Below are 20,542 nucleotides of genomic sequence, written 5' to 3'. Positions count from 1 at the left end.
TCTAATTTTCATAATGAAAATTTTTAGTTGAAAGTAGAACTGGGGAATTCTTATATAGTCAATTCTATTTTTTTTGAGAAAGTTGATTAGTCATTCCTAAAAATATCTAGTTGCAAAACTAGATTAGAATCTACATTATATTCAATGAAATTTTTACTCCTTATAATCAGCACGCCGAATGGGGTAATTATAAGACAGCAAACTAAAATGCAAACCTTTTGAAAAAAAATTAAAAATTTTATAACGATTAAAATTATCGTTGAGACGAAGTACGTTTAAGAGGTTAAAAAATAAAATAAAATGTACAAATAAAATAAATTTGATAAAGAAAGTAATTGTCAATTCCATACGCAGACTTATTAGGTTGTTGTATAATTTTTCAATTTTCAATCTTAACAACATGGCAAATAAATTTCTAACCACTATGTTTTGAAAACCAAAGAAAAACTTTGTTTAACTTTTGTTACCTAAAATTAGAAAAAACAAAAACAAAAAACAAGCTTAAAATTCTTATAATTTATTCTTAAAACATTAATTTCAATATTATCGACAGATTAAAACATCAAGAAAAATGCTACATTTAACATAATTATTCTACGTTTTTTTAATTAAACAAAATATTAAACAAAATATGTTAAATCGATATAAATAAAGTATATTCTTACATTTAATAAAAAGTAATTGATAAAACTATCCGTAATTAAGACCAAATACCGTTTAAAATCTATTTTCAAATTTATAATCCAAAGAATTTAAAAGAATCGCAAAAAAACAAGTAGAAATACGGGGGTAAAATCATTAAAAAGATTAAACAAAAGTTAAAAAAAAAAAAAAAAAAAGCAGGCAACTATGTACTAATTACCTGCTTTCTTAAAAACTTATAAATTAATTTAAGATTCTATAATCGTGTTAATTTGGTTAAATAACTGTCCATCACTCAAAAAAGCACCTTGTTTAATCAATTCAAAAATCGAAGAATTACGCTCATCTGTAAACACTTTCTTCCCTACTTTCATTTCTATATTCTCAGTAAACATATTATCACTCAGCCACTGAAGCCCTTCCTTAGTCAAGAAGTCAACTTCTGGAGAAAATGATTTCAAAACAATTGATTTAATATAAGTATCAAAGCAATGAAATAGAAATATATGATTTTTAGAAAAATGTTCTAAGTATTCCGCTCTAGACAATACTCCTTCCCAAATCAAATCAGAAAAAACATCCAGTTCCTGTTCCGCTACTTCAGGTTTATTAGCCTTAAGTTCTTCCCACTCTTTTTTATCTATTGCTTGCGTTGCCAAGAAACTTGCAAATTCAGCATGTAATTCGTCAAACTGCTCTTTTGTTAATCTTGCGTATTTCATTTATTTTAAGCTTTAAGCTTTTAAGCTAAGAATCATATACAAAACGCAATGATAAATAGCATAAAGCGAATTATTACTTGTCTATAAAAAAAAATCCCGATTTGCATCGGGATTTTTATATAGATTCAAAACTATTACTTTTCAGCAACAATTTCGTAAGCTAATTCAACGATTACATCTCTGTGTAAACGAACTGTAGCATTGTATTTTCCTAAACGTTTTACAACACCGCTAGTGATGAATTTTCTATCGATAGCATTACCAGATTTCTCTAAAGCTTCAGCGATATCGATGTTAGTGATAGAACCAAAAAGTTTCTCTCCACCAGCTTTTGCAGTAAGTTTAATTTCAAGAGCTTTTAATGTTTCAGCTAATGCTTTAGCATCAGCAACAATTTTAGCTTCTTTGTGTGCTCTTTGTTTTAGGTTTTCAGCTAAAACTTTTTTAGCAGAAGGAGTAGCTAAAGTAGCGAATCCTTGAGGAATTAAAAAGTTACGTCCGTAACCTGGTTTTACAGATACTACATCATCTTTAAATCCTAAGTTTTGTACGTCTTGTTTTAAAATAATTTCCATGTTGTTGTCCTTAAATTTTAGAAGTTAGGTTCTGCATAACAGAAACCAGCGACTAGATTTTTTTTTACTATTTTAATAAATCGGCCACGTATGGCATTAAAGCTAAGTGACGAGCTCTTTTTACAGCTACAGAAACTTTTCTTTGGTATTTTAATGAAGTTCCAGTTAAACGACGAGGAAGAATTTTTCCTTGCTCATTAACGAATTTCAATAAGAAATCAGCATCTTTATAATCGATGTATTTGATTCCTGATTTTTTGAAACGGCAATACTTTTTAGTTTTGTTAGTTTCAATGTTTAAAGGCGTTAAATATCTGATATCTCCGTCTTTTTTTCCTTTTGCAGATTGTTCGATTGTAGACATAATAATTACGCTTTAGTAGATTTTAATTTTGCTCTTCTTCTCTCAGCCCATGAAATAGCATGTTTATCTAAACTTACAGTTAAGAAACGCATAACTCTTTCATCACGTCTGAATTCAGTTTCAAAAGCTAAAAGAACCTCTCCAGCTACTTTGAATTCGAATAAATGGTAAAAACCACTTTTTTTGTTTTGGATTTCGTAAGCCATTTTTTTAAGACCCCAATCCTCTTTCGATACCATTTCAGCTCCTCTACTAGTAAGAAATTCTTCAAATTTCGTTACTGTTTCCTTCACCTGAACCTCAGATAAAACGGGATTTAAAATGAAAACAGTTTCATAATGATTCATAAATAAAAAATTTATTTGTTAAAATTGGGTGCAAAAGTAAGCATTTAATTTATATATCCAACATTTTTTTTCTTTTATTCGTCATAATGCAAAAAAGATGCCTCAACCTTAGTTTTTTTTACAAAAAAATAATACATTTACTATTGCTATCCTGAATTTATTCTAAATTTAAATGTTATGAAACTAAACTGTGTTGTTGTAGATGATAGTTCTATACAAAGGACAATTATTGCCAAATTGGTTAATAATCACCCAGGCTTGCATTTAATCGGGGATTTTTCTAATGCAATTGAAGCAAAAAGTTGTATCTCATTAAATAATATAGATTTAATATTTCTTGATATAGAAATGCCAGTTATTAACGGATTTGATTTTCTTGACGGATTGAAATCAAAACCTCAAATTATATTTATTACCTCTAAAGCCGAATATGCTTTAAAAGCTTTCGACTACGACGCTACCGATTATCTTCAAAAACCAATTGCGGTTGATCGATTTAATGCTTCTGTAAAAAGAGCAATCGACATGCATCTGCTTAAAAAAGATATCAAAGAAGAAGAAGGCGAGCATATATTCATCAAAAGTAATCTTAAAAAACTTAAAATCTTCACTTCTAAAATAAAATGGATTGAAGCTTTTGGAGATTACGTAAGAGTAGTAACTGAAGATGACAGCAATCTGGTCCTATCTACTATGAAATCTTTTGAGAATGATTTATCAAAAGACAAATTCATTCGTGTTCATAAATCGTACATCATCAACATAGATAAGGTTGAACGCTTTAACAGCAAATTTGCCGAAATTGGCATTACAAAAATACCTTTAAGCCGCAATAAAAAAGAAGATCTTGTAAAAGCACTTTCAACTTCTTCTTAATTGCCGTTTTAATAAAAATCAACGTTTACTGTAACTTTTATAGCTCTGTATTGAGCTACAGTTTCAAAACTATTCAGCATTTTCTGAATAGTTTTTTTTGTATTCCCTAAATGAAGATTATTCGGAATCTTTATTAAAATAGTTCTAATATATTCATTTCGTATTCTGCTTATCGCCGGCTCTTCTGGCCCTAAAACAGGAATTCCTAAGTTTTGACTCAAAACTTGATACAACCACATTGAGCCTTCTTTTAACTTATCATAATCTTTATGTTTTAGCGTAAGCTTTATAATCCTAAAATATGGAGGATATCTATAAATCTGCCTATCATACAGCTGCTCTTTGTACATACCTATATAATTATGGTCTGTAACCTGCTGAATTGTATTATGATTTGGATTATAAGTCTGGATAACTACTTTCCCTTGTTTTTCTGATCGTCCAGCCCTTCCCGCAACTTGAGTCATCATCTGAAAACTGCGTTCAAAAGCCCTAAAGTCTGGATGATGAAGCATATTATCCGCATTCATAATTCCGACCAAGCCTACATTGTCAAAATCAAGTCCTTTGGCCAGCATTTGTGTACCAACCAAAATATCAATCTCACGATTTTTAAATGTATCTATTATCTTTTCAAAACCAAATTTGCCACGCGTGGTATCTTGATCCATTCTGGCTGTTTTTGCTTTTGGAAAAAGCGAAATTAACTCCTGCTCTATTTGTTCTGTTCCGAATCCTTTTGTAGTCAAATCGATACTAGAACAACTATGGCAATTAGTCGGTTTTGCAATTGAATACCCGCAATAATGGCAACGAAGCTGGTTTTTATGTTTATGATAAGTCAAACTCACATCGCATTGCTGGCAATGCGGAACGTGACCGCAGGTTAAACATTCGATTATAGGCGAATATCCCCTTCTATTTTGAAACAAAATAACCTGCTCGCCCAACGATAATGATTCAGCAATTTCTTCAATCAAAAGATCACTAAAATGCCCTGTCATTCTTTTTCTAAAATGCTTGTCTTTTATATCAACTAAAAGCACTTCTGGCAAACGAACATTTTTATAACGCTCAGAAAGAGTTACCAATCCGTATTTATCATTCTGTGCATTAAAATAAGTTTCGATACTTGGCGTTGCCGAACCTAACAAAACTTTTGCTTTATGAAAATTAGCCAAAACAATTGCAGCATCTCTTGCATGGTATCTTGGCGCTGGATCTGTCTGTTTAAAAGTTTGTTCGTGTTCTTCGTCAACAATTAACAATCCTAAATCATTAAAAGGCAAGAACAAAGCCGATCTTGCTCCTATGACAATTTGTGCTTTGGGAGAATTTTCGAGTGTTTGCCTCCAAACCTCAACCCTTTCATTATTGCTGTATTTAGAATGAAAAACGGCAACTTTGTCTCCAAAATGAAGACGCAGTCTCGAAACAAGTTGTGTCGTAAGTGCTATTTCAGGCAACAGATACAAGACCTGTTTTCCTGTTTCCAGATACTCTTCAATTAACTTAATGTAAATCTCTGTTTTTCCACTTGAAGTTACGCCATGAAGCAAAGAAACTTCCTTTGTCAAAAAGCTGTTTTTTATTCCCAAAAAAGCATTTTCTTGAGCTTCACTTAATCTTAGTTCTTTTTCAGACACTTCTCCATTAAATACAACACGATCTTGCTGCAAATAATACTCTTCAAAGATTTCCTTTTCAACCAAAGATTTTACAGCTGCCGATCCCGCGTTCGAAACTTCAATAAGTTTCTTTACCGTAATCGGCTTTTTTTCTGAAGCACTAATCTGAAAATAAGCCAAAACAATTTCCCTTTGTTTATTAGCATTTTTCAATACAGTCAGCAATTCTTCCAAACCACTATCAGATTCGTATTTTGAATGCAGTTTTACATAACGAACCAACTTTGGCTTGTAAGTTTCTTTTATTTCTTCATCTAAAAAAATTATATCCTTCGCAATCAATTTTTGAAGAATTGGAAGTATATTTTTTCTATTTAAAATCGAAGTAATTTCTTGAACCTTTAATGAACTCTGATGATGTAATGCTTCATAAATCAAAAACTCATCATCTGAAAGTTCGCTGTCATTTACCACAACATCGGGTTTATGCGAAATAATTGTTTCGCTCTCCAGCAATAATCCGCTCGGAAATGCTCCGCGATACACATCACCAATACCACACATATAATAATCTGCAATCCAAAGCCAGTGTTTAATCTGAATTTCGGTTGCAATAGGTTTTTCATCTAAAATCTGATGAATTTCTTTTGCTTCATATAATGTCGGAGCATTTTCATGAACATCTAAAACGAGCCCAGTATATATTTTACTTTTACCAAAAGGCACTGCAACACGCATTCCTTTTTTAATGAAATGATATTCGGCTTCAGAAACTCGGTATGTAAATGTTTTGGCTAAAGAAAGCGGTAAAATGACTTCAATGAAATGCATGGATTTTTTTTATAAGTCAGTTAATTTTATTTCTGACTTGATTTAGAAGAAGCATTGTTTGAAAGATTATAATCTTGAACTAACTTCAAAGTATGATTTATAGATTCACTTGTCGTTCCGTCATCATGCCCCGGAATAACATACTTCGGATTTTTAAATTTTGATTGGACCTTTTTAATAGAACTTTCCCATTCTTTAACATCGGCATCTCCTAAATTACCTAAATCTTTTGCTTCGGCACTTTTTATAAAACATCCGCCGTAAAGAATTTTCTCTTTCCCAAACCACACTACAATATTGTCTGGCGCATGGCCTTTGCCCGGATAATATACTTCAAAATTATATTGTCCTATGGTAAAAGTCGCATCATCTGGAATTATGAACTCAGCTCTACCCTCATTATTCTCTTTAAGAATTTCGTCTGTTAATTTACCTGAGTAGGTTCTAATCCCTTTTTGTCTATAAAAATCCAACCCGCCTGCACGATCTTCATGCGAATGCGTTGCAAAAACCATTACTACTTTTTTATTATGTTTTGTCTCAATACTGTCTAGCAAAGGCTGAAACTGCGTTTTATCCCATGGAGCATCAAAAAGAACAACACCTTCTTTAGTAACTACGTACATGGCATTAGCAGAAACTTTAACGCCTTTATAATCGTTAAAAGTTCTATAAACATAAAAGTCACCCGTAAGATGACTTATTTGTAATGGTGAATTCTTAGATTGTCCAAAGCTATTTGAAACTATAACTAAGAATAAAATTATCGAAGCTAATTTTCGCATCAAGTTTTAATTAGTTTTTTACTCTTGTCCAATATTGTGTTCTTCCCATCAAAGAAATTCCAACATAACCGCGAAGTTTCAATTTATCAGCAGATTCTAAAGTAACATAACATTTGTATTTTTTACCGCTTGTAGGATCCAAGATTGTTCCTCCGTTATATTCAGAACCGTCTTTTTTAAGTCCGTTTATAATAACCATTCCTAAAATTGGCTTATTCTTTTCTGCGCCTTCACACTTTACACAAACATCTTTTTTGTGGCCTTCTCGAAGTATATCTACAATCTTCCCGTATATTTTCCCAGATTTCTCATAAATTTCTACTACAGATTTTGCTTCACCAGTTTCATCGTCGATTGTCTTCCATTTTCCAATTACATTTTGACTTTGCATGGTTAGGGCAAAGAAGAATACTCCGATAGTTAGCATCAAGTTTTTCATATTATTTTTCTTTTTTTTGTTTTAATTTTCTGATAGAAGCATTCAATTCGAACCCTAAAAGCAGAATCATACAGTTTATCCAAATATAAAACATTAGAATTAATAATGTTCCAATAGAACCATAAAGTTCGTTATATTTTGAAAATTTTATAACCCAAATCCCAAAAAAGAACGAAGATATAACAATTAAGACTGTCGTAAAAACAGAACCAATACTTATAAAAGGCACTTTATTATACTGTTTTGTACCATAACGCAATAATATTGAAGATGTTATCAAAATCATTAAAACAACAAACAAATAACGTCCTAAAATAATAAGCGGGATTCGGTCGCTCAGCACATCTTGAATAATTGTTTTTTGAATAAAAACCTCAAAAACTACGATAGTAGCCACTGTAACAAATAAAATTATTGTCATTATGAGCGAAATAGCTAGAGCTACTAAATATTGATGCAAAAAACCTCGTTTATCAAAAACGTGTTTTGAAGATTCAAAACCGCTTAAAATTCCGTTAATTCCGTTTGCCATTAAAAATATCGAAAGAAAAAATCCAGACGAAAGCAAACCTGAGTGACTATTATTTAAAATATCGCTGATAATTTTACTGATCGCATCAAAAGTATTTGGCGGAACACTTTGCTGAACGAACTGCAAGAAATCTTCCTGAAAATTGTCTATAGGGATAAATGGAATTAAATTTAATATAAACAGTGCAAAAGGAAATAAAGCCATAAAAAAGCTAAAAGAAACCGCGCTTGCATGATATGAAAATGCGCCATCAATAATTCCGATGGTGTACATTTCGAGCAAATCATACAAAGAAAATCCCTCTAACCAAGGGAATTTTATTCTTTTAAAAAGTCGGGCCAGATTGCGTATTACAGGCAGTTTCTCAATCCGATCTTCTATCTCTTTAGACATATATTTTTGATTTTAGATATTAGAGTTTAGATTTTTAAATCAAACTCATAACTTATAACTCAAAATTCATAACTTCATTAAAAAGCTTTCAAACTCAAATCCATATTATAAACAGAATGTGTCAAAGCACCAGATGAAATATAGTTTACACCACATAAAGCATATTCTCTAACCGTTTTTTCGCTGATATTTCCAGAGGATTCTGTTTGGCATTTTGAACCAATTAAAGCTACTGCCGTTTTTGTATCTTCATAATTAAAATTATCTATTAGAATTCTATGAACTCCGTCGCTAAGCAAAATTTCTCTGATTTCATCCAAATTGCGTGCTTCAACAATAATTTTCAAGTCAAGATTATTCTCTTTCAAATATTCTTTAGTTTTAGAAATAGCACGAGTAATTCCACCAGCAAAATCAATATGGTTGTCCTTCAGCATAATCATATCGTATAAAGCGTAACGATGATTTTCGCCACCGCCAATTTTTACAGCCCATTTTTCTGCAACCCTAAAATTTGGAGTCGTTTTACGAGTGTCTAAAATCTTTGCATTTGTTCCTTCCAAAAGCCCCATTAAATGATTGGTTTTTGTAGCAATTGCAGACATTCTCTGCATGGTATTCAGAACTACTCTTTCTGCTTTCAAAATAGATTGAGAACTTCCAGAAACTTCAAAAACAATTTCACCATATTCTACACGCGTACCGTCTTCAATAAATGTTTTTACTTTAAGCTTTGGGTCTACGTACTCAAATATCATTTTGGCAAGTTCAACACCAGCAATAATTCCCTGATCTTTTACCAATAGCTTTGCCTGACCATGAGCTGTATCAGGAATACACGCAAGCGAACTATAATCGCCAGGTCCGACATCTTCTCTTATGGCATTTTCTATTAAGAGTTTTAATTCTGCTTGAAATTGAACTTTGCTTATCATTTTTCTATTTTTAATAATAATGCTAAATTAGAATATATTTTATGGATTTGAAAGTTCCGAGAACATGAAAAATTATACAAAACATTAAATATCTCTTTTTTAACCTTTAAGAAATTCAGAAAAATAAAGTTACAATTCTTAACAAAACTTAATCCATTAATAAGCGCTCAATTAAATATCTTTGAAGTTTAATCAAGCAAAATTATGGGATTAATTAAAGATATTTACTCGGTTTCTTTTTACGAAAATTTTAGCAAAGCTGTCGCTGAAGTCTATCCAACATTCAACAAACAAAAATTTATTGAAGCAATTTACGAAGGTAATTTTGATCAAAAAGAATGGAAAGAGAGAATGAAACATACAACCGTTGTATTTCATCAATTTATGCCTCAAAACTTTCCCGAAGCTGTTTCTCTAATTGACAAAATCATAGAAAATTTAAGAAAAAATAACTTTGCAGACAGTAATCTGGCTTTCATCTTCTTTGCCGATTATATCGAAATGTACGGTTTAGATGATTTTGAAACTTCTAAGAAAGCTTTTGTTTCTGTAACACAATTTATAAGTTGCGAATTTGCCGTTCGTCCTTTTATTTTAAAATATAAAGAAAGAATGATTGACGAAATGATAAAATGGTCTTTACACGAAAATCACCACGTTCGCAGATTGGCAAGTGAAGGTTCACGCCCAAGATTACCGTGGGCAATGGCAATTCCGTTTCTCAAAAAAGATCCTTCTTCTATTCTTCCTATTTTAGAAAATCTAAAAAATGATCCTTCAGAATATGTTCGAAGAAGTGTTGCCAATAATTTAAATGACATTGCGAAAGACAATCCGCAAATTGTTCTAGAAATCGCTTCAAGATGGAAAGACCACAGCAAAGAAACAGACGGAATTATTAAACACGGATGCAGAACTTTATTAAAACAAGGCCATCCTGAAATTTTAAGTCATTATGGTTTAGAAAGCACCAATATTGAACTTTCGTCTTTTGAAATCAAAACACCTACTGTAAAAATTGGAGATTATCTTCAGTTTCAATTTCATTTAAATAATAAAAATGAAGAACCTAAAACAGTTCGTTTAGAATATGCTGTTCACTATAAAAAAGCAAAAGGACATTTGGCTAAAAAAGTCTTCAAAATAAGCGAGAAGATTTACAATCCAAATCAATTAACTAAGATTGAAAGAAATCAGTCTTTTAAATTAATTACGACAAGAGTTTTTTATACTGGAGCACATCAATTGTCCATTATTATTAATGGAACGGAGAGTGAAGTTTTGGAGTTTGAGGTGATTGATTAAATCAATGAATTCTCTCATTTTTTGTCATTCCGAGGAACGAGGAATCACACTCGGGATTCGACAAAGATTGGCGCTTTACTTAGCGGAGTTTCCTGTGGGATTCCTCGTTCCTCGGAATGACAAACTGTACTCCATAAAAATAAAGCGTTTGAAATATTCTACATTTTCCCTACTTTTATAGCTAACACAAAAAACAAGTTTCTTAATCTAAATTAAGTTACAGATTTCTATCACAACTGTAATTTTGTTTTCAAATCAAATAATACCACATGTCAAATATCAGTTTAATTATCGAAGAACGCGCTGCCAATATTGGCAACTTTATGGTAGGTCGTTTATTGCCTTTCCGAGAAAAAAGAGCCGTTGGGCCATTTGTCTTTATCGACCATATGGGACCTGCACATTTAAGTGATCACGAAAATATGGATGTTCCTCCGCATCCGCATATTGGACTTTCTACCCTAACATTTTTGTTTGAAGGAAGCATTATGCATCGCGATAGTTTAGGAACAGAATTAGAAATAAAACCGGGAGCAGTAAACTGGATGACGGCTGGAAAAGGAATCGTTCATTCCGAAAGAACTCCTGAATATTTAAGACATTCAGATAAAATGCTTCACGGATTGCAGATTTGGGTGGCGCTACCAAAAGAATTGGAGCAAATGGAGCCTAATTTCACACATGTTGAAGCAGATGACATTCCAGCTTGGGAAGAAGATGGTGTTTCATACAAATTAATCGCTGGTGAAGCATTTGGCAGAAAATCACCTGTTCCTGTTTACAGTCCATTATATTTTATTGAAATCAAAAGCAAAGAAGCTAAGAAAATCAATATCGGACATCATTTATTTGGCGAAAGCGGTTTGTATATTTTAGAAGGAAGCATAAAAAATGGCGAACATGTTTACGATCCAAAACAGATTTTAATTACAACTGAAGCTTCTCTTTGCGAATTTGAAATTTCTGAAAACTCTACGGTTTATCTTTTTGGTGGACAGCCATTTCCTGAAGAGCATTTTATCTTTTGGAACTTCGTTTCATCAGACAAAAACCTCATCGAAAAAGCTAAAATTGATTGGACAAACCAAACTTTTCCGAAAGTTCCTGGAGAAACCGAATTTGTTCCATTGCCAGAACCAAGAATTAAATAATTATGGATACACTTTCAGCAAAAATAGATACGCGTTTGTATCGCACAGAAATTACATCTGCCAGCGGAAATGTTTTAATTTCAGACGAACCTCAACAATTGGGAGGCAAAAACTTAGGACTGAATCCTACAGAGCTTTTGGCATCGTCATTGGCTTCCTGCACCTTGATTACTTTACGAATGTATATCAATCGCAAGCAATGGAACGTTGAAGAAATCAATATCAAAATTGATTTTGAAAGAGATTCAGAGCGAAATTGCACCTCATTTACTAGAAGAATTGAAGTAATCGGAGATGTTAACGAAGAGCAAAGGCAAAGATTAGAAACGATTGCAAACAGTTGTCCAATTCATAAAACACTGACACATTCAATCGAAATTAAAACGACATTAATATAAACACAATGGAAATTCAACAAATAAACGATACAAGAAGAGGCTATTTTGAAGCCATAGAAGACGGAAAAGAAGCAGGAAAAATGACATATACTTGGGCAGGAGACTCAAAATTCATCATCGATCATACCGAAGTAAGTCCAGATTTTAACGGAAAAGGTGTCGGCAAAAAATTGGTTATGGCTGCCGTTGAATATGCTAGAAATAATGATCTGAAAATTATTCCGCTTTGTCCTTTTGCAAAAAGCGTTTTTGATAAGGTTCCTGAAATACATGATGTACTTTTTTCTTAAAAGGTTCTAAGTTCTTTTTAACCGCAAAGCACACAAAGAATTACGCAAAGTTCGCAAAGTTTTTTTTAGATAAAGCTTTGCGAACTTTGCGTTTATACTAAGCCTAGTAAATAACAAAACCTTGCGTTCTTTGCGGTAAAAATTCAACATAACGAAATTCGATTTTCAAATTTCTCCGAAAACTCGTATATTTGCGCGTAATTTAATCTTAGAGTATGACAAGAATAATTACGCTTTTCTGTTTTTTTATAGCACAAATCGGCTTTTCTCAATCGGCTGAGAGTTATTTAGAAAAAATCAGAAATAATGAAGCTCTCTTAACAGCTTTCTTTCAACAAATGCCTAAAGGAGGCGATTTACACCACCATTTTTCAGGATCAGTTTATGCAGAACCTCTTTTGGAAAGAGCTATTGCAGAAGACTTTTATTTGAATCTAGAAACAATGGCAGTTTCTAAAACTAAACCTGCAAACGGAAACTGGGAAAATTTTTCTTCTCTTAAAAATAAAGGAAAATTAGAGTATTACGAACAGCAGATTATGCAAACTTGGTCGGTTAAAGATTACAACGGATCCGTTCCTTCTGATGATCAGTTTTTTGATTCTTTTATGAAATTTGAACCTACAATTCAAGGTCATTTTGCAGAAGGAATGCTGGAATTGAAAAAGCGCGCCATTGCAGAAAATGTAACGTATATCGAAACACAATTATCAACAATTCCATGTGATATGAATGTTTCTGGTTTAGCTGATTTCAATACCAATCTTCGTCAGGCAGCTAGTCAAAAAGATGAAAAAGCTGTTTTAAAACTTTTGGATGAATTATATAAATCTCTTCAGAAAAAAGAGGCTAAAAAATATGCCGAAGATTTCAATAATAACTTCATAGCAAAGCTTCATAAAGACTTAAAAATAGATGACGAAAAATTCACGATGCGTTATCAAAACTTTGTGCTTCGTTTTATGGAACCTGTAGATTTGTTCAAAAATTTGGTTATTGCTTTTATTTTGTCAAGCGAAAGTAAACTGACTGCGGGTGTAAATATCGTTTCTCCAGAGCATGGCGAAAACTCTATGAAAGATTACTGGTTACACATGGTGATGTTTAAATATTGTCATTCTAAATTCCCAGACGTAAAATATACGCTCCATGCGGGCGAATTGACTTTAGGTTTGGTTCAGCCAGAAGAATTAACGTGGCACATCAACGATGCGATTTATGTAGCAGGTGCCAACAGAATTGGCCACGGAGTGGATATTGCTTACGAAGCTAACTCGTATGATTTATTGAAATATATGTCGAAAAATAATATCCCAATCGAAATCAATTTAGTAAGCAACGAATTCATTTTGAAAGTAAAAGAAAACAGACATCCGTTTACGCTTTATAAAGAATTCAATGTGCCAATTGTAATCAGTACAGACGATGCGGGAATTTTAAGAAGCAACATGACTGAACAATATGTTTTACTGGCAAAAAGATATCCTGATGTAAACTACGAAACAATCAAAAAATACGTTTACAACAGCATTAATTACAGTTTTATTCAAGATGCATCGGTTAAAAAGCAATTAATTAAAGATTTAGACAATCGTTTTAAAACTTTTGAAGCTAAGTTCTCTAAAAATTAATAAAAATAACAGATCTGCCAAATCCGCTAAATCTGCGAGAGTATATTTTTTCCCGCAGATTTAGTAGATCAAGCAAATAAAATTGCGTTAAAAATGATTTTAGAAGCCGTATATCTTTTTATAAAACCAGAATTAGCCTCTCAATTTGAAGCTGATTTTACAAAAGCGAGTCAATACATTTCATCAATCGATGGTTATTTAGGGCATCGTTTGGAAAAATGTATTGAAGTCGAAAACAAATACCTCTTACTGGTTGATTGGAATACACTTGAAGATCACACAGTAGGCTTCAGAACTTCTGACGTGTATTTGGAATGGAAAAAGATTTTGCATCATTATTATGAACCGTTTCCAATTGTAGAACATTTCGAAACGGTTTTTGAAAATAAAAAATAATACTTATCCTTTCTGCGAAAAAACTAAACACATAGAAACATAGATTTACTGTTTCTGTTTAAGATTACAGAAAAAGCAAGCTTTAACACATAGCTATGTGTATTGCAATAAGTGAAACGCCTTTTGCAGACAAAGAAAACTATATCTCTATGTGTTTAAATTAAATTCGTGCTAATTCGTGTAATTCGTGGCTAAAAAAATAACCAATGAACATCAAACTCATCGCCATAGGCAAAACAGATAATAAATCGCTTCAAACTCTGATTGATGATTACACTAAACGTCTGTCGTTTTACATCAAATTTGAATTGGAGATTATTCCCGACATCAAAAACGTAAAAAACTTATCTGAAAGCCAGCAGAAAGAAAAAGAAGGCGAATTGATTCTTTCTAAACTTTCAGCAACAGACCAATTAATTTTATTGGATGAAAACGGAAAAACTTTTTCAAGCGTTGGTTTCTCTGAAGAATTACAAAAGAAAATGAATTCTGGTGTAAAAACTCTCGTTTTTGTAATTGGCGGTCCTTACGGGTTTTCTGAAACGGTTTATAAAAAAGCACAAGGAAAAGTTTCGCTTTCGCTAATGACATTTTCACACCAAATGGTTCGTTTGTTTTTCATCGAACAATTGTATCGAGGATTTACAATTTTAAGAAACGAACCTTACCATCATCAATAATATATAAATTATTAAAAATCAACAATTTAAACAATTAAAAACTGATTAATTCAAAATTAAAATCGTAAATTTATAGTGATTTATTAAATCTTAATAAAATTTAATAATTATAGTTTTTTAAACTTATTTCTAACCTAAAAAGCATATAATTATGAAATCTTTATTTCGCCTTTCGGTAATCCTACTATTGCTTTTAATTGGGACTTCGTGTTCTAATGGGTATGACGACAATTACACATCACCAGTAATTGTGACATTTACTGCTAATTTGACCCCAGTTACAGGTGCAACTTCTTCAGCTTCAGGCAGTGCAACACTAAAATTAAATCAAACCAACAAAACGTTTGATATTAAAGTAAATTTTTCAGGATTAACACCAATACATGGTCATATACATGCAGCAGACGGCACAATCGTTATTCCGTTTCCTGATGCAAATATATCTACCTCTCCAATATCTGTATCTGGTTCTATAACTGATGCGCAAATTACTGAACTGATGGCTAATCATTATTATGTTAATTTACACACTACTGCTTACCCTAATGGGGAAATTAGCGGCACTCTAACAAAAACTGGCACTTCTGGAGGAGATGGCGGCGGAGGCGGTGGTGGATATTAATCATTCACAAAAAAGCCTTTCTTTTATTTAGAGAAAGGCTTTTTTAATTTACTGTTTATTATACAGCAGGCTGTTTAGAAAATAAACTCTACTGGAAGCTTATCAAGGTTGTAAGTCACATGCTTGTGCAATAAAATTTTATATTGAATATATTCTTCATAACTCATGTTTTTATCAAATAAAAAAACCAGATTCGGAACTCTATCAAATTTTATACTGTAAAACTGCTGTAATATTTCTGCTATTTTTATTTCCTGATTTCCCATAAAAACCTGTTTTTTTCCTTTTTTAAAGTAAACAACAAAACTTCTTACAGTAGGTTTCTCCATTTTATAAAACACTTTCGTGAAAGGTAAAAAGGCTAAATTCTTTCCGATAGAATCTGCATAAGAATAATAGTTTTCAGATTCTTCATTTTGATGCATTTTTTCGTTACGTTTTTTTTCCTGCATTTTTATTACCTGCGGAATTACGACTTTTAACGGTAAACGTTTGTCAATATTTAAAATCCAATTTGTTGAGATAATAGCACTTTTTCTATTCAAATCGGCTATTGTATCTTTCCCTTCAACTTTAAAAAAGATATAAATCGGGGAATGATCTTGCACATCTTTTACAATTGAAACATTTGATTTTGGCAATAACACATCTTCTTTTTTTCCGCATGAAAATAGAAGACAAACTATAAGTAGAGAAAAGTATTTCATCTTTAATTCTTTTATCGTTCTAATTTAATTCAACTTTATAATCGCCTTCTTTTAGCAATGGAAACCAATGCGTTAAATTTGCAAAACGCATAATATGATAACTATCATAGCCCGCTAGAAGGATTTTTTCTTTTGTTAGAATCAACCTAGTTCTTTGTGGATATAAACCAAATTTGGCTTCATAAACAGATATTCCTTCAAAAAAGTTATTAAAAATATATGGTGAGTTTCGGCTTCCATCGCCATATTTAAATATCGAATTAATAATTTTAACCATCATCGAAAAATGAAGATTAGCCAATTCTGTATCTCCAAGTTTTTTGTAAGCAAAAGCTAGTTCTTTATGACCAGTAATGTTGTTTGGGCTTTGATTTAAAATTTCTTTAGCCAATGTAATTGCTTCGTCATATTTTTTAGCTTCATTCAATTTGTATACTTTATTTGCTAAACTATCCAAATTAGTTGGATTTATTGTATTAGAATAAATTTTATATTTAGTCAAGCTAATTATTTGTGCAGCTGTGATAGCTGTTGTATCTCCTTTTCGAATCAGAGCTTCTATATTTTTGTAGTAATAAACAGAACTTGGATTTGTTGATTCTGTAATCGCAATATTAAATTTTTGGGCGCTTTTTGGAAAGCCATTCTCCTCAATAGCTTTTGTATTACTTTTTACTCTGGTTGTTTTGGCTTTAGAATTTTGACTTTTCTTATTATCTTTTCCATCGGGGTCACCATAAATTAAATCTGCTTTTTGAGCTTTTTGAGGTGGCGGTGGTGGTGGCAAGGGAGCTTGTCCTGAACTTAAATTAACTATAAAACAGACAAAGCAAACCAAGAAATATTTCTTTTTTATCATTTATATCTAAACTAAAAGTACGTAAATTAAAAACTCATTTTATTAAACAAAGTAACACATTCCACCGCTTCTTTCACGTCATGAACGCGAAGAATTTTTGCACCTTTTGTCAAAGCAATTGTGTTCAGGAAAGTAGTTCCGTTTAAAGCTTCTTGTGGCGTAATATCAAGCGTTTTATAAATCATTGATTTTCTTGAAATACCAGCCAAAACAGGTAACTCCAACAAATTAAAAAGCTCCATCTTGTGCATCACTTCATAATTCTGATCGGTTGTTTTTGCAAAACCAAAACCTGGATCTAAAATCAAATCGTTGATTCCGAGGCTTCTTGCTTTTTTTACTTTCTCAGAAAAATAGAAAAGCATTTCTTTAATAATATCATCATATTGAGTCAAACTCTGCATAGTCTGCGGATTTCCTCGCATGTGCATCATAATGTACGGAACATTGTAATGTGCAATTACATCAAACATTTTATCGTCCAATTCTCCTGCCGCGATATCGTTTATAATCGCTGCACCACTTTCAATACTTGCTTTCGCAACCTCAGCTCTAAATGTATCGATTGATAATAATGTTTTTGGAAAATGCTTTAAAATCAATTCTATTGCAGGAACAATTCGGTCGATTTCTTCTTGCTCGGAGACGAATTCTGCACTTGGCTTACTAGAATATGCTCCAATATCAATAAAAGTTGCACCATCAGAAAGCATTTTATCTACTTGAGAAATAATTTCGTCTTCGTTTTTATATTTTCCTCCGTCAAAGAAGGAATTTGGAGTAACATTTAAGATTCCCATTACTTTAGGAATCGATAAATCTATAAGTTCGCCTTTGCAGTTAATTAGCATTTTGTTTTATTTTACTTTTTTGCCTCAAGTTTCCGCCATTAACACTTTGTTTAGAAAAAACTTGAAACAAAGAAAACCTGAAACTTGAAACTCTTTAATTTAATCCTTATTTTTGAAGAAATTTTAGCAAATATACAGCATATAAATGAAGAATACTTCCCAAGAATTTGATAATGTTATCGAGGTTTGCCGAGCCTTGTTTATCAATAAAATGAAAGATTATGGTAGTGCGTGGAGAATTTTAAGATTGCCATCGCTAACAGATCAAATTTTCATAAAAGCGCAACGAATCAGAAGTCTGCAAGAAAATGATGTCCGCAAAGTTGATGAAGACGAAAAAGGAGAATTTATCGGAATCATCAATTATTCTATTATGGCTTTGATACAGTTGGAACTAGGCGTTGTAGATCAGCCGGATCTTGATGTTGAAAAAGCAACTGAATTATATGATGCTAAAGTAAAGCTTACCAAAGATTTAATGGAAGCCAAAAATCACGATTATGGCGAAGCTTGGCGTGATATGCGTGTGAGTTCTTTAACCGATTTAATTCTTCAAAAATTACTTCGCGTTAAGCAGATTGAAGATAATAAAGGAAAAACAATAGTTTCTGAAGGAATTGATGCTAATTATCAGGATATGATTAATTATTCTGTTTTTGCTTTAATCCTAAATCCTATAAATAAATAGAAATTCCAAAAATAAAATTCCAAATTCCAATTTTCTAACATGATTTTGGAATTTGGAATTTAACCCTAAATATTTGCCATGAAAAACATTATTACCCAATTCTCCCGATTATTTGTCGGCGTATTATTTATCATTTCCGGACTAATAAAACTGAATGATCCTGTTGGTTTCTCTTATAAACTAGCCGAATATTTCAGTGAACCAGTTTTCAATATGCCTTTTTTAGAGCCATTAGCTTTAGGTTTAGCAATCTTTTTAGTTATTCTGGAAGTAGTTTTGGGGGTAATGCTTTTGGTTGGATACAAATCAAAATTAACAATCTGGGCTTTATTATTGCTAATCGTTTTCTTTACCTTCCTTACCTTCTACTCTGCTTATTTTGACGTAGTAAAAGACTGTGGCTGTTTTGGAGATGCTTTACATTTAACGCCTTGGCAATCATTTACAAAAGATGTTGTTTTACTTTTCTTTATCTTGATTTTATTTATCAATAAAAAATTAGTAAGACCTTTATTTTCTAAATTGGTTACCAACATTATCACTTTGGTGAGCATCATTTTATGTGTATTTATGGCTGTTTGGGTTATCAATCATAATCCTATCAAAGATTTCCGTCCGTATAAAGTGGGAACAAACATCGAAAAAGGAATGGAAATTCCTGAAGGTGCACCAAAATCGGTTGTAGAAATGATTTTTATCTATAAAGTAAATGGCGTTGATAAAGAATTTACAGAAAAAGATTTAATGAATATTCCTGAAGGTGCCGTATTTGTTGATCGTAAAGACAAAGTAATTACTGAAGGTTATATTCCGCCAATTCATGATTTTACTATGACAAAAGATGATTCTGATTATAAAGAAGAATTATTAAAAGAGCCTAAATTGTTGATTTATGTGACTTATGATTTGAATTTATCAAATCCGGAAGGAATGAAAAAACTAACAAAAGTTACTGCAGATGCAAAAGCAAAAGGTTACAAAGTAATAGGAATGACGGCTTCTGGAGCTGATGAAATTGCTAAAGCGAAAAAAGACTATGCTCTAGACATCGATTTCTATTTCTGCGACGGAACAGCTTTAAAAACTGTCGAAAGAGCAAATCCAAGTATTGTTGTGGTACATGATGGAACTATTGCTCAAAAAGTTCACTACAATGATGTTGATGATTTGAAACTATAATACTTTAAAAATATAAATTTATAAAGCGCTAATAAACAATACATTTATTAGCGCTTTTTTTTATTTTAAAACATTTTTATTTAAAATCACATTTCATATTACGAATAATAATCCTACATTTGATCAAACCAAAAACTTATTCTAATCATGAAAAAAATAGTATCAATATCATTATTTCTAATTTTAATTTTTACTACAGGATGTGGATCAGACGTACTTTGCTCTACAGGACCAGCAACTATTACTGTAGAATTTGTCGACAAAGATTCAGGAGAAAACCTGTTTGAGAACGGTACTTTTGATTCTAAAAAAGAGGTAACTATTACAGATTTAGATCAAAACAAAGTCATTGAATCTGTTTATGCTAATGGTGAGAAATCAAATCGTCTCACTTTCAGCTTAGGATGGGAATCAAAATCACTTAAATATGCTATCACTATTGAAGGCAAAAATGTTTGCGAAATATATGCTGTTACAGAAAAGAGAAAAGGAGGCGAATGTTCATCGGTAGTAATAAAATCAGTTGAAATCAAAAATGGAGAAGTAAAGCAAGATAATACAACGGGGGTATACAAAATCCTGATTAATACAAAAAGCTGATTATTTCAATTAAATTATAGATTTACATTGATAATAAAATATTTAAAACCAAAAAAATATAAACTTAAAAGCGCTAATTCATCCGAATTGGCGCTCTTTTTTTACACATAATATTC

General features: G+C 31.8%; 24 protein-coding genes. 12 read left to right on the top strand and 12 right to left on the bottom strand.

The window, feature by feature from the left end:
* Nucleotides 1-890 precede the first annotated feature (890 nt).
* The 4 genes from JI750_RS10925 to rpsF all read right to left on the bottom strand — a co-directional run bounded on the left by JI750_RS10925 (nt 891) and on the right by rpsF (nt 2,650).
* Entirely contained in the window at nt 891-1,364 is a 474-nt protein-coding gene (locus tag JI750_RS10925; RefSeq protein ID WP_202001442.1) for a DUF6495 family protein, read from the bottom strand.
* A gap of 134 nt (nt 1,365-1,498) precedes the next feature.
* The gene (gene rplI, locus JI750_RS10920) at nt 1,499-1,939 is read right to left on the bottom strand and encodes a 50S ribosomal protein L9 (protein ID WP_202001440.1); all 441 of its coding nucleotides are present in this window, start codon (nt 1,937-1,939) and stop codon (nt 1,499-1,501) included.
* Between the two features lie 67 nt (nt 1,940-2,006).
* Nucleotides 2,007-2,303 carry a 30S ribosomal protein S18 gene (rpsR, locus tag JI750_RS10915; RefSeq protein ID WP_002987043.1) on the bottom strand — a complete coding sequence of 99 codons (297 nt, stop codon included), beginning with the start codon at nt 2,301-2,303 and terminating at the stop codon, nt 2,007-2,009.
* A 5-nt stretch (nt 2,304-2,308) separates the two neighbouring features.
* Entirely contained in the window at nt 2,309-2,650 is a 342-nt protein-coding gene (gene rpsF, locus JI750_RS10910) for a 30S ribosomal protein S6 (protein WP_068842999.1), read from the bottom strand.
* A gap of 177 nt (nt 2,651-2,827) precedes the next feature.
* Here rpsF and JI750_RS10905 point away from each other — a divergent pair, with 177 nt between their 5' ends.
* Nucleotides 2,828-3,526: a LytR/AlgR family response regulator transcription factor gene (locus tag JI750_RS10905; RefSeq protein ID WP_008463025.1), complete on the top strand. Its 699-nt coding sequence runs from the start codon at nt 2,828-2,830 to the stop codon at nt 3,524-3,526.
* An 8-nt stretch (nt 3,527-3,534) separates the two neighbouring features.
* Here the strand turns inward: JI750_RS10905 and priA are convergent, their stop codons facing one another.
* The 5 genes from priA to nadC all read right to left on the bottom strand — a co-directional run bounded on the left by priA (nt 3,535) and on the right by nadC (nt 9,069).
* Nucleotides 3,535-5,985 (bottom strand): replication restart helicase PriA, encoded by a 2,451-nt coding sequence (gene priA / locus JI750_RS10900; RefSeq protein ID WP_202001438.1) that lies wholly within the window; start codon nt 5,983-5,985, stop codon nt 3,535-3,537.
* Between the two features lie 26 nt (nt 5,986-6,011).
* Nucleotides 6,012-6,770: a subclass B1 metallo-beta-lactamase gene (bla-B1-FLAV, locus tag JI750_RS10895; protein ID WP_202001436.1), complete on the bottom strand. Its 759-nt coding sequence runs from the start codon at nt 6,768-6,770 to the stop codon at nt 6,012-6,014.
* A 10-nt stretch (nt 6,771-6,780) separates the two neighbouring features.
* Nucleotides 6,781-7,209: a DUF2147 domain-containing protein gene (locus JI750_RS10890; protein WP_202001434.1), complete on the bottom strand. Its 429-nt coding sequence runs from the start codon at nt 7,207-7,209 to the stop codon at nt 6,781-6,783.
* Nucleotide 7,210: 1 nt separating this feature from the next.
* Nucleotides 7,211-8,134: a YihY/virulence factor BrkB family protein gene (locus JI750_RS10885; RefSeq protein WP_202001432.1), complete on the bottom strand. Its 924-nt coding sequence runs from the start codon at nt 8,132-8,134 to the stop codon at nt 7,211-7,213.
* A 77-nt stretch (nt 8,135-8,211) separates the two neighbouring features.
* A complete protein-coding gene (nadC, locus tag JI750_RS10880; RefSeq protein ID WP_202001429.1) occupies nt 8,212-9,069 on the bottom strand; it encodes a carboxylating nicotinate-nucleotide diphosphorylase in 858 nt (285 codons plus the stop codon).
* 204 nt (nt 9,070-9,273) lie between these two features.
* Here nadC and JI750_RS10875 point away from each other — a divergent pair, with 204 nt between their 5' ends.
* From JI750_RS10875 to JI750_RS10840, 8 genes are all read left to right on the top strand, one after another.
* Entirely contained in the window at nt 9,274-10,374 is a 1,101-nt protein-coding gene (locus tag JI750_RS10875) for a DNA alkylation repair protein (protein ID WP_202001426.1), read from the top strand.
* 269 nt (nt 10,375-10,643) lie between these two features.
* Nucleotides 10,644-11,525 carry a pirin family protein gene (locus tag JI750_RS10870; protein ID WP_202001423.1) on the top strand — a complete coding sequence of 294 codons (882 nt, stop codon included), beginning with the start codon at nt 10,644-10,646 and terminating at the stop codon, nt 11,523-11,525.
* Between the two features lie 2 nt (nt 11,526-11,527).
* Nucleotides 11,528-11,923: an OsmC family protein gene (locus JI750_RS10865; RefSeq protein WP_202001420.1), complete on the top strand. Its 396-nt coding sequence runs from the start codon at nt 11,528-11,530 to the stop codon at nt 11,921-11,923.
* A gap of 5 nt (nt 11,924-11,928) precedes the next feature.
* Nucleotides 11,929-12,213, top strand: coding sequence for a GNAT family N-acetyltransferase (locus JI750_RS10860; RefSeq protein ID WP_111366406.1), 285 nt, complete (start codon nt 11,929-11,931; stop codon nt 12,211-12,213).
* A 215-nt stretch (nt 12,214-12,428) separates the two neighbouring features.
* Entirely contained in the window at nt 12,429-13,844 is a 1,416-nt protein-coding gene (locus JI750_RS10855) for an amidohydrolase family protein (protein WP_202001394.1), read from the top strand.
* Nucleotides 13,845-13,937: 93 nt separating this feature from the next.
* The gene (locus tag JI750_RS10850) at nt 13,938-14,240 is read left to right on the top strand and encodes an antibiotic biosynthesis monooxygenase family protein (RefSeq protein WP_202001391.1); all 303 of its coding nucleotides are present in this window, start codon (nt 13,938-13,940) and stop codon (nt 14,238-14,240) included.
* A 206-nt stretch (nt 14,241-14,446) separates the two neighbouring features.
* Complete coding sequence (gene rlmH, locus JI750_RS10845; protein WP_111283719.1) at nt 14,447-14,920, top strand: 23S rRNA (pseudouridine(1915)-N(3))-methyltransferase RlmH; 474 nt, start codon at nt 14,447-14,449, stop codon at nt 14,918-14,920.
* 187 nt (nt 14,921-15,107) lie between these two features.
* Complete coding sequence (locus JI750_RS10840; protein WP_202001388.1) at nt 15,108-15,542, top strand: CHRD domain-containing protein; 435 nt, start codon at nt 15,108-15,110, stop codon at nt 15,540-15,542.
* Between the two features lie 74 nt (nt 15,543-15,616).
* Here JI750_RS10840 and JI750_RS10835 read toward each other — a convergent pair whose 3' ends face one another.
* From JI750_RS10835 to folP, 3 genes are read right to left on the bottom strand one after another with little or no spacing between them, the layout of a single operon-like run.
* The gene (locus JI750_RS10835; protein WP_202001385.1) at nt 15,617-16,249 is read right to left on the bottom strand and encodes a hypothetical protein; all 633 of its coding nucleotides are present in this window, start codon (nt 16,247-16,249) and stop codon (nt 15,617-15,619) included.
* 19 nt (nt 16,250-16,268) lie between these two features.
* Nucleotides 16,269-17,108 (bottom strand): DUF4919 domain-containing protein, encoded by an 840-nt coding sequence (locus JI750_RS10830; protein ID WP_202001381.1) that lies wholly within the window; start codon nt 17,106-17,108, stop codon nt 16,269-16,271.
* Between the two features lie 26 nt (nt 17,109-17,134).
* The gene (folP, locus tag JI750_RS10825; protein ID WP_202001377.1) at nt 17,135-17,959 is read right to left on the bottom strand and encodes a dihydropteroate synthase; all 825 of its coding nucleotides are present in this window, start codon (nt 17,957-17,959) and stop codon (nt 17,135-17,137) included.
* 145 nt (nt 17,960-18,104) lie between these two features.
* Here folP and JI750_RS10820 point away from each other — a divergent pair, with 145 nt between their 5' ends.
* The 3 genes from JI750_RS10820 to JI750_RS10810 all read left to right on the top strand — a co-directional run bounded on the left by JI750_RS10820 (nt 18,105) and on the right by JI750_RS10810 (nt 20,426).
* Nucleotides 18,105-18,647 (top strand): DUF1599 domain-containing protein, encoded by a 543-nt coding sequence (locus JI750_RS10820; protein WP_202001373.1) that lies wholly within the window; start codon nt 18,105-18,107, stop codon nt 18,645-18,647.
* 78 nt (nt 18,648-18,725) lie between these two features.
* Nucleotides 18,726-19,826, top strand: coding sequence for a BT_3928 family protein (locus tag JI750_RS10815; RefSeq protein ID WP_202001369.1), 1,101 nt, complete (start codon nt 18,726-18,728; stop codon nt 19,824-19,826).
* 147 nt (nt 19,827-19,973) lie between these two features.
* The gene (locus tag JI750_RS10810) at nt 19,974-20,426 is read left to right on the top strand and encodes a hypothetical protein (protein ID WP_202001366.1); all 453 of its coding nucleotides are present in this window, start codon (nt 19,974-19,976) and stop codon (nt 20,424-20,426) included.
* Nucleotides 20,427-20,542 lie beyond the last annotated feature (116 nt).

Source organism: Flavobacterium tagetis, assembly GCF_016735615.1.
GTDB lineage: Bacteria > Bacteroidota > Bacteroidia > Flavobacteriales > Flavobacteriaceae > Flavobacterium > Flavobacterium tagetis.
This window is presented reverse-complemented; position numbering and strand designations above follow the sequence as displayed.

Coding starts and splice junctions, on each gene's coding strand:
- JI750_RS10875 (WP_202001426.1), top strand. CDS start 9,274: ATGGGATTAATTAAAGATATTTACTCGGTTTCTTTTTACGAAAATTTT.
- JI750_RS10820 (WP_202001373.1), top strand. CDS start 18,105: ATGAAGAATACTTCCCAAGAATTTGATAATGTTATCGAGGTTTGCCGA.
- priA (WP_202001438.1), bottom strand. CDS start 5,985: ATGCATTTCATTGAAGTCATTTTACCGCTTTCTTTAGCCAAAACATTT.
- rplI (WP_202001440.1), bottom strand. CDS start 1,939: ATGGAAATTATTTTAAAACAAGACGTACAAAACTTAGGATTTAAAGAT.
- nadC (WP_202001429.1), bottom strand. CDS start 9,069: ATGATAAGCAAAGTTCAATTTCAAGCAGAATTAAAACTCTTAATAGAA.
- JI750_RS10860 (WP_111366406.1), top strand. CDS start 11,929: ATGGAAATTCAACAAATAAACGATACAAGAAGAGGCTATTTTGAAGCC.
- JI750_RS10830 (WP_202001381.1), bottom strand. CDS start 17,108: ATGATAAAAAAGAAATATTTCTTGGTTTGCTTTGTCTGTTTTATAGTT.
- JI750_RS10890 (WP_202001434.1), bottom strand. CDS start 7,209: ATGAAAAACTTGATGCTAACTATCGGAGTATTCTTCTTTGCCCTAACC.
- rpsR (WP_002987043.1), bottom strand. CDS start 2,303: ATGTCTACAATCGAACAATCTGCAAAAGGAAAAAAAGACGGAGATATC.
- JI750_RS10870 (WP_202001423.1), top strand. CDS start 10,644: ATGTCAAATATCAGTTTAATTATCGAAGAACGCGCTGCCAATATTGGC.
- JI750_RS10835 (WP_202001385.1), bottom strand. CDS start 16,249: ATGAAATACTTTTCTCTACTTATAGTTTGTCTTCTATTTTCATGCGGA.
- JI750_RS10850 (WP_202001391.1), top strand. CDS start 13,938: ATGATTTTAGAAGCCGTATATCTTTTTATAAAACCAGAATTAGCCTCT.
- JI750_RS10815 (WP_202001369.1), top strand. CDS start 18,726: ATGAAAAACATTATTACCCAATTCTCCCGATTATTTGTCGGCGTATTA.
- folP (WP_202001377.1), bottom strand. CDS start 17,959: ATGCTAATTAACTGCAAAGGCGAACTTATAGATTTATCGATTCCTAAA.
- JI750_RS10885 (WP_202001432.1), bottom strand. CDS start 8,134: ATGTCTAAAGAGATAGAAGATCGGATTGAGAAACTGCCTGTAATACGC.
- JI750_RS10855 (WP_202001394.1), top strand. CDS start 12,429: ATGACAAGAATAATTACGCTTTTCTGTTTTTTTATAGCACAAATCGGC.
- JI750_RS10905 (WP_008463025.1), top strand. CDS start 2,828: ATGAAACTAAACTGTGTTGTTGTAGATGATAGTTCTATACAAAGGACA.
- rlmH (WP_111283719.1), top strand. CDS start 14,447: ATGAACATCAAACTCATCGCCATAGGCAAAACAGATAATAAATCGCTT.
- JI750_RS10925 (WP_202001442.1), bottom strand. CDS start 1,364: ATGAAATACGCAAGATTAACAAAAGAGCAGTTTGACGAATTACATGCT.
- rpsF (WP_068842999.1), bottom strand. CDS start 2,650: ATGAATCATTATGAAACTGTTTTCATTTTAAATCCCGTTTTATCTGAG.
- bla-B1-FLAV (WP_202001436.1), bottom strand. CDS start 6,770: ATGCGAAAATTAGCTTCGATAATTTTATTCTTAGTTATAGTTTCAAAT.
- JI750_RS10810 (WP_202001366.1), top strand. CDS start 19,974: ATGAAAAAAATAGTATCAATATCATTATTTCTAATTTTAATTTTTACT.
- JI750_RS10865 (WP_202001420.1), top strand. CDS start 11,528: ATGGATACACTTTCAGCAAAAATAGATACGCGTTTGTATCGCACAGAA.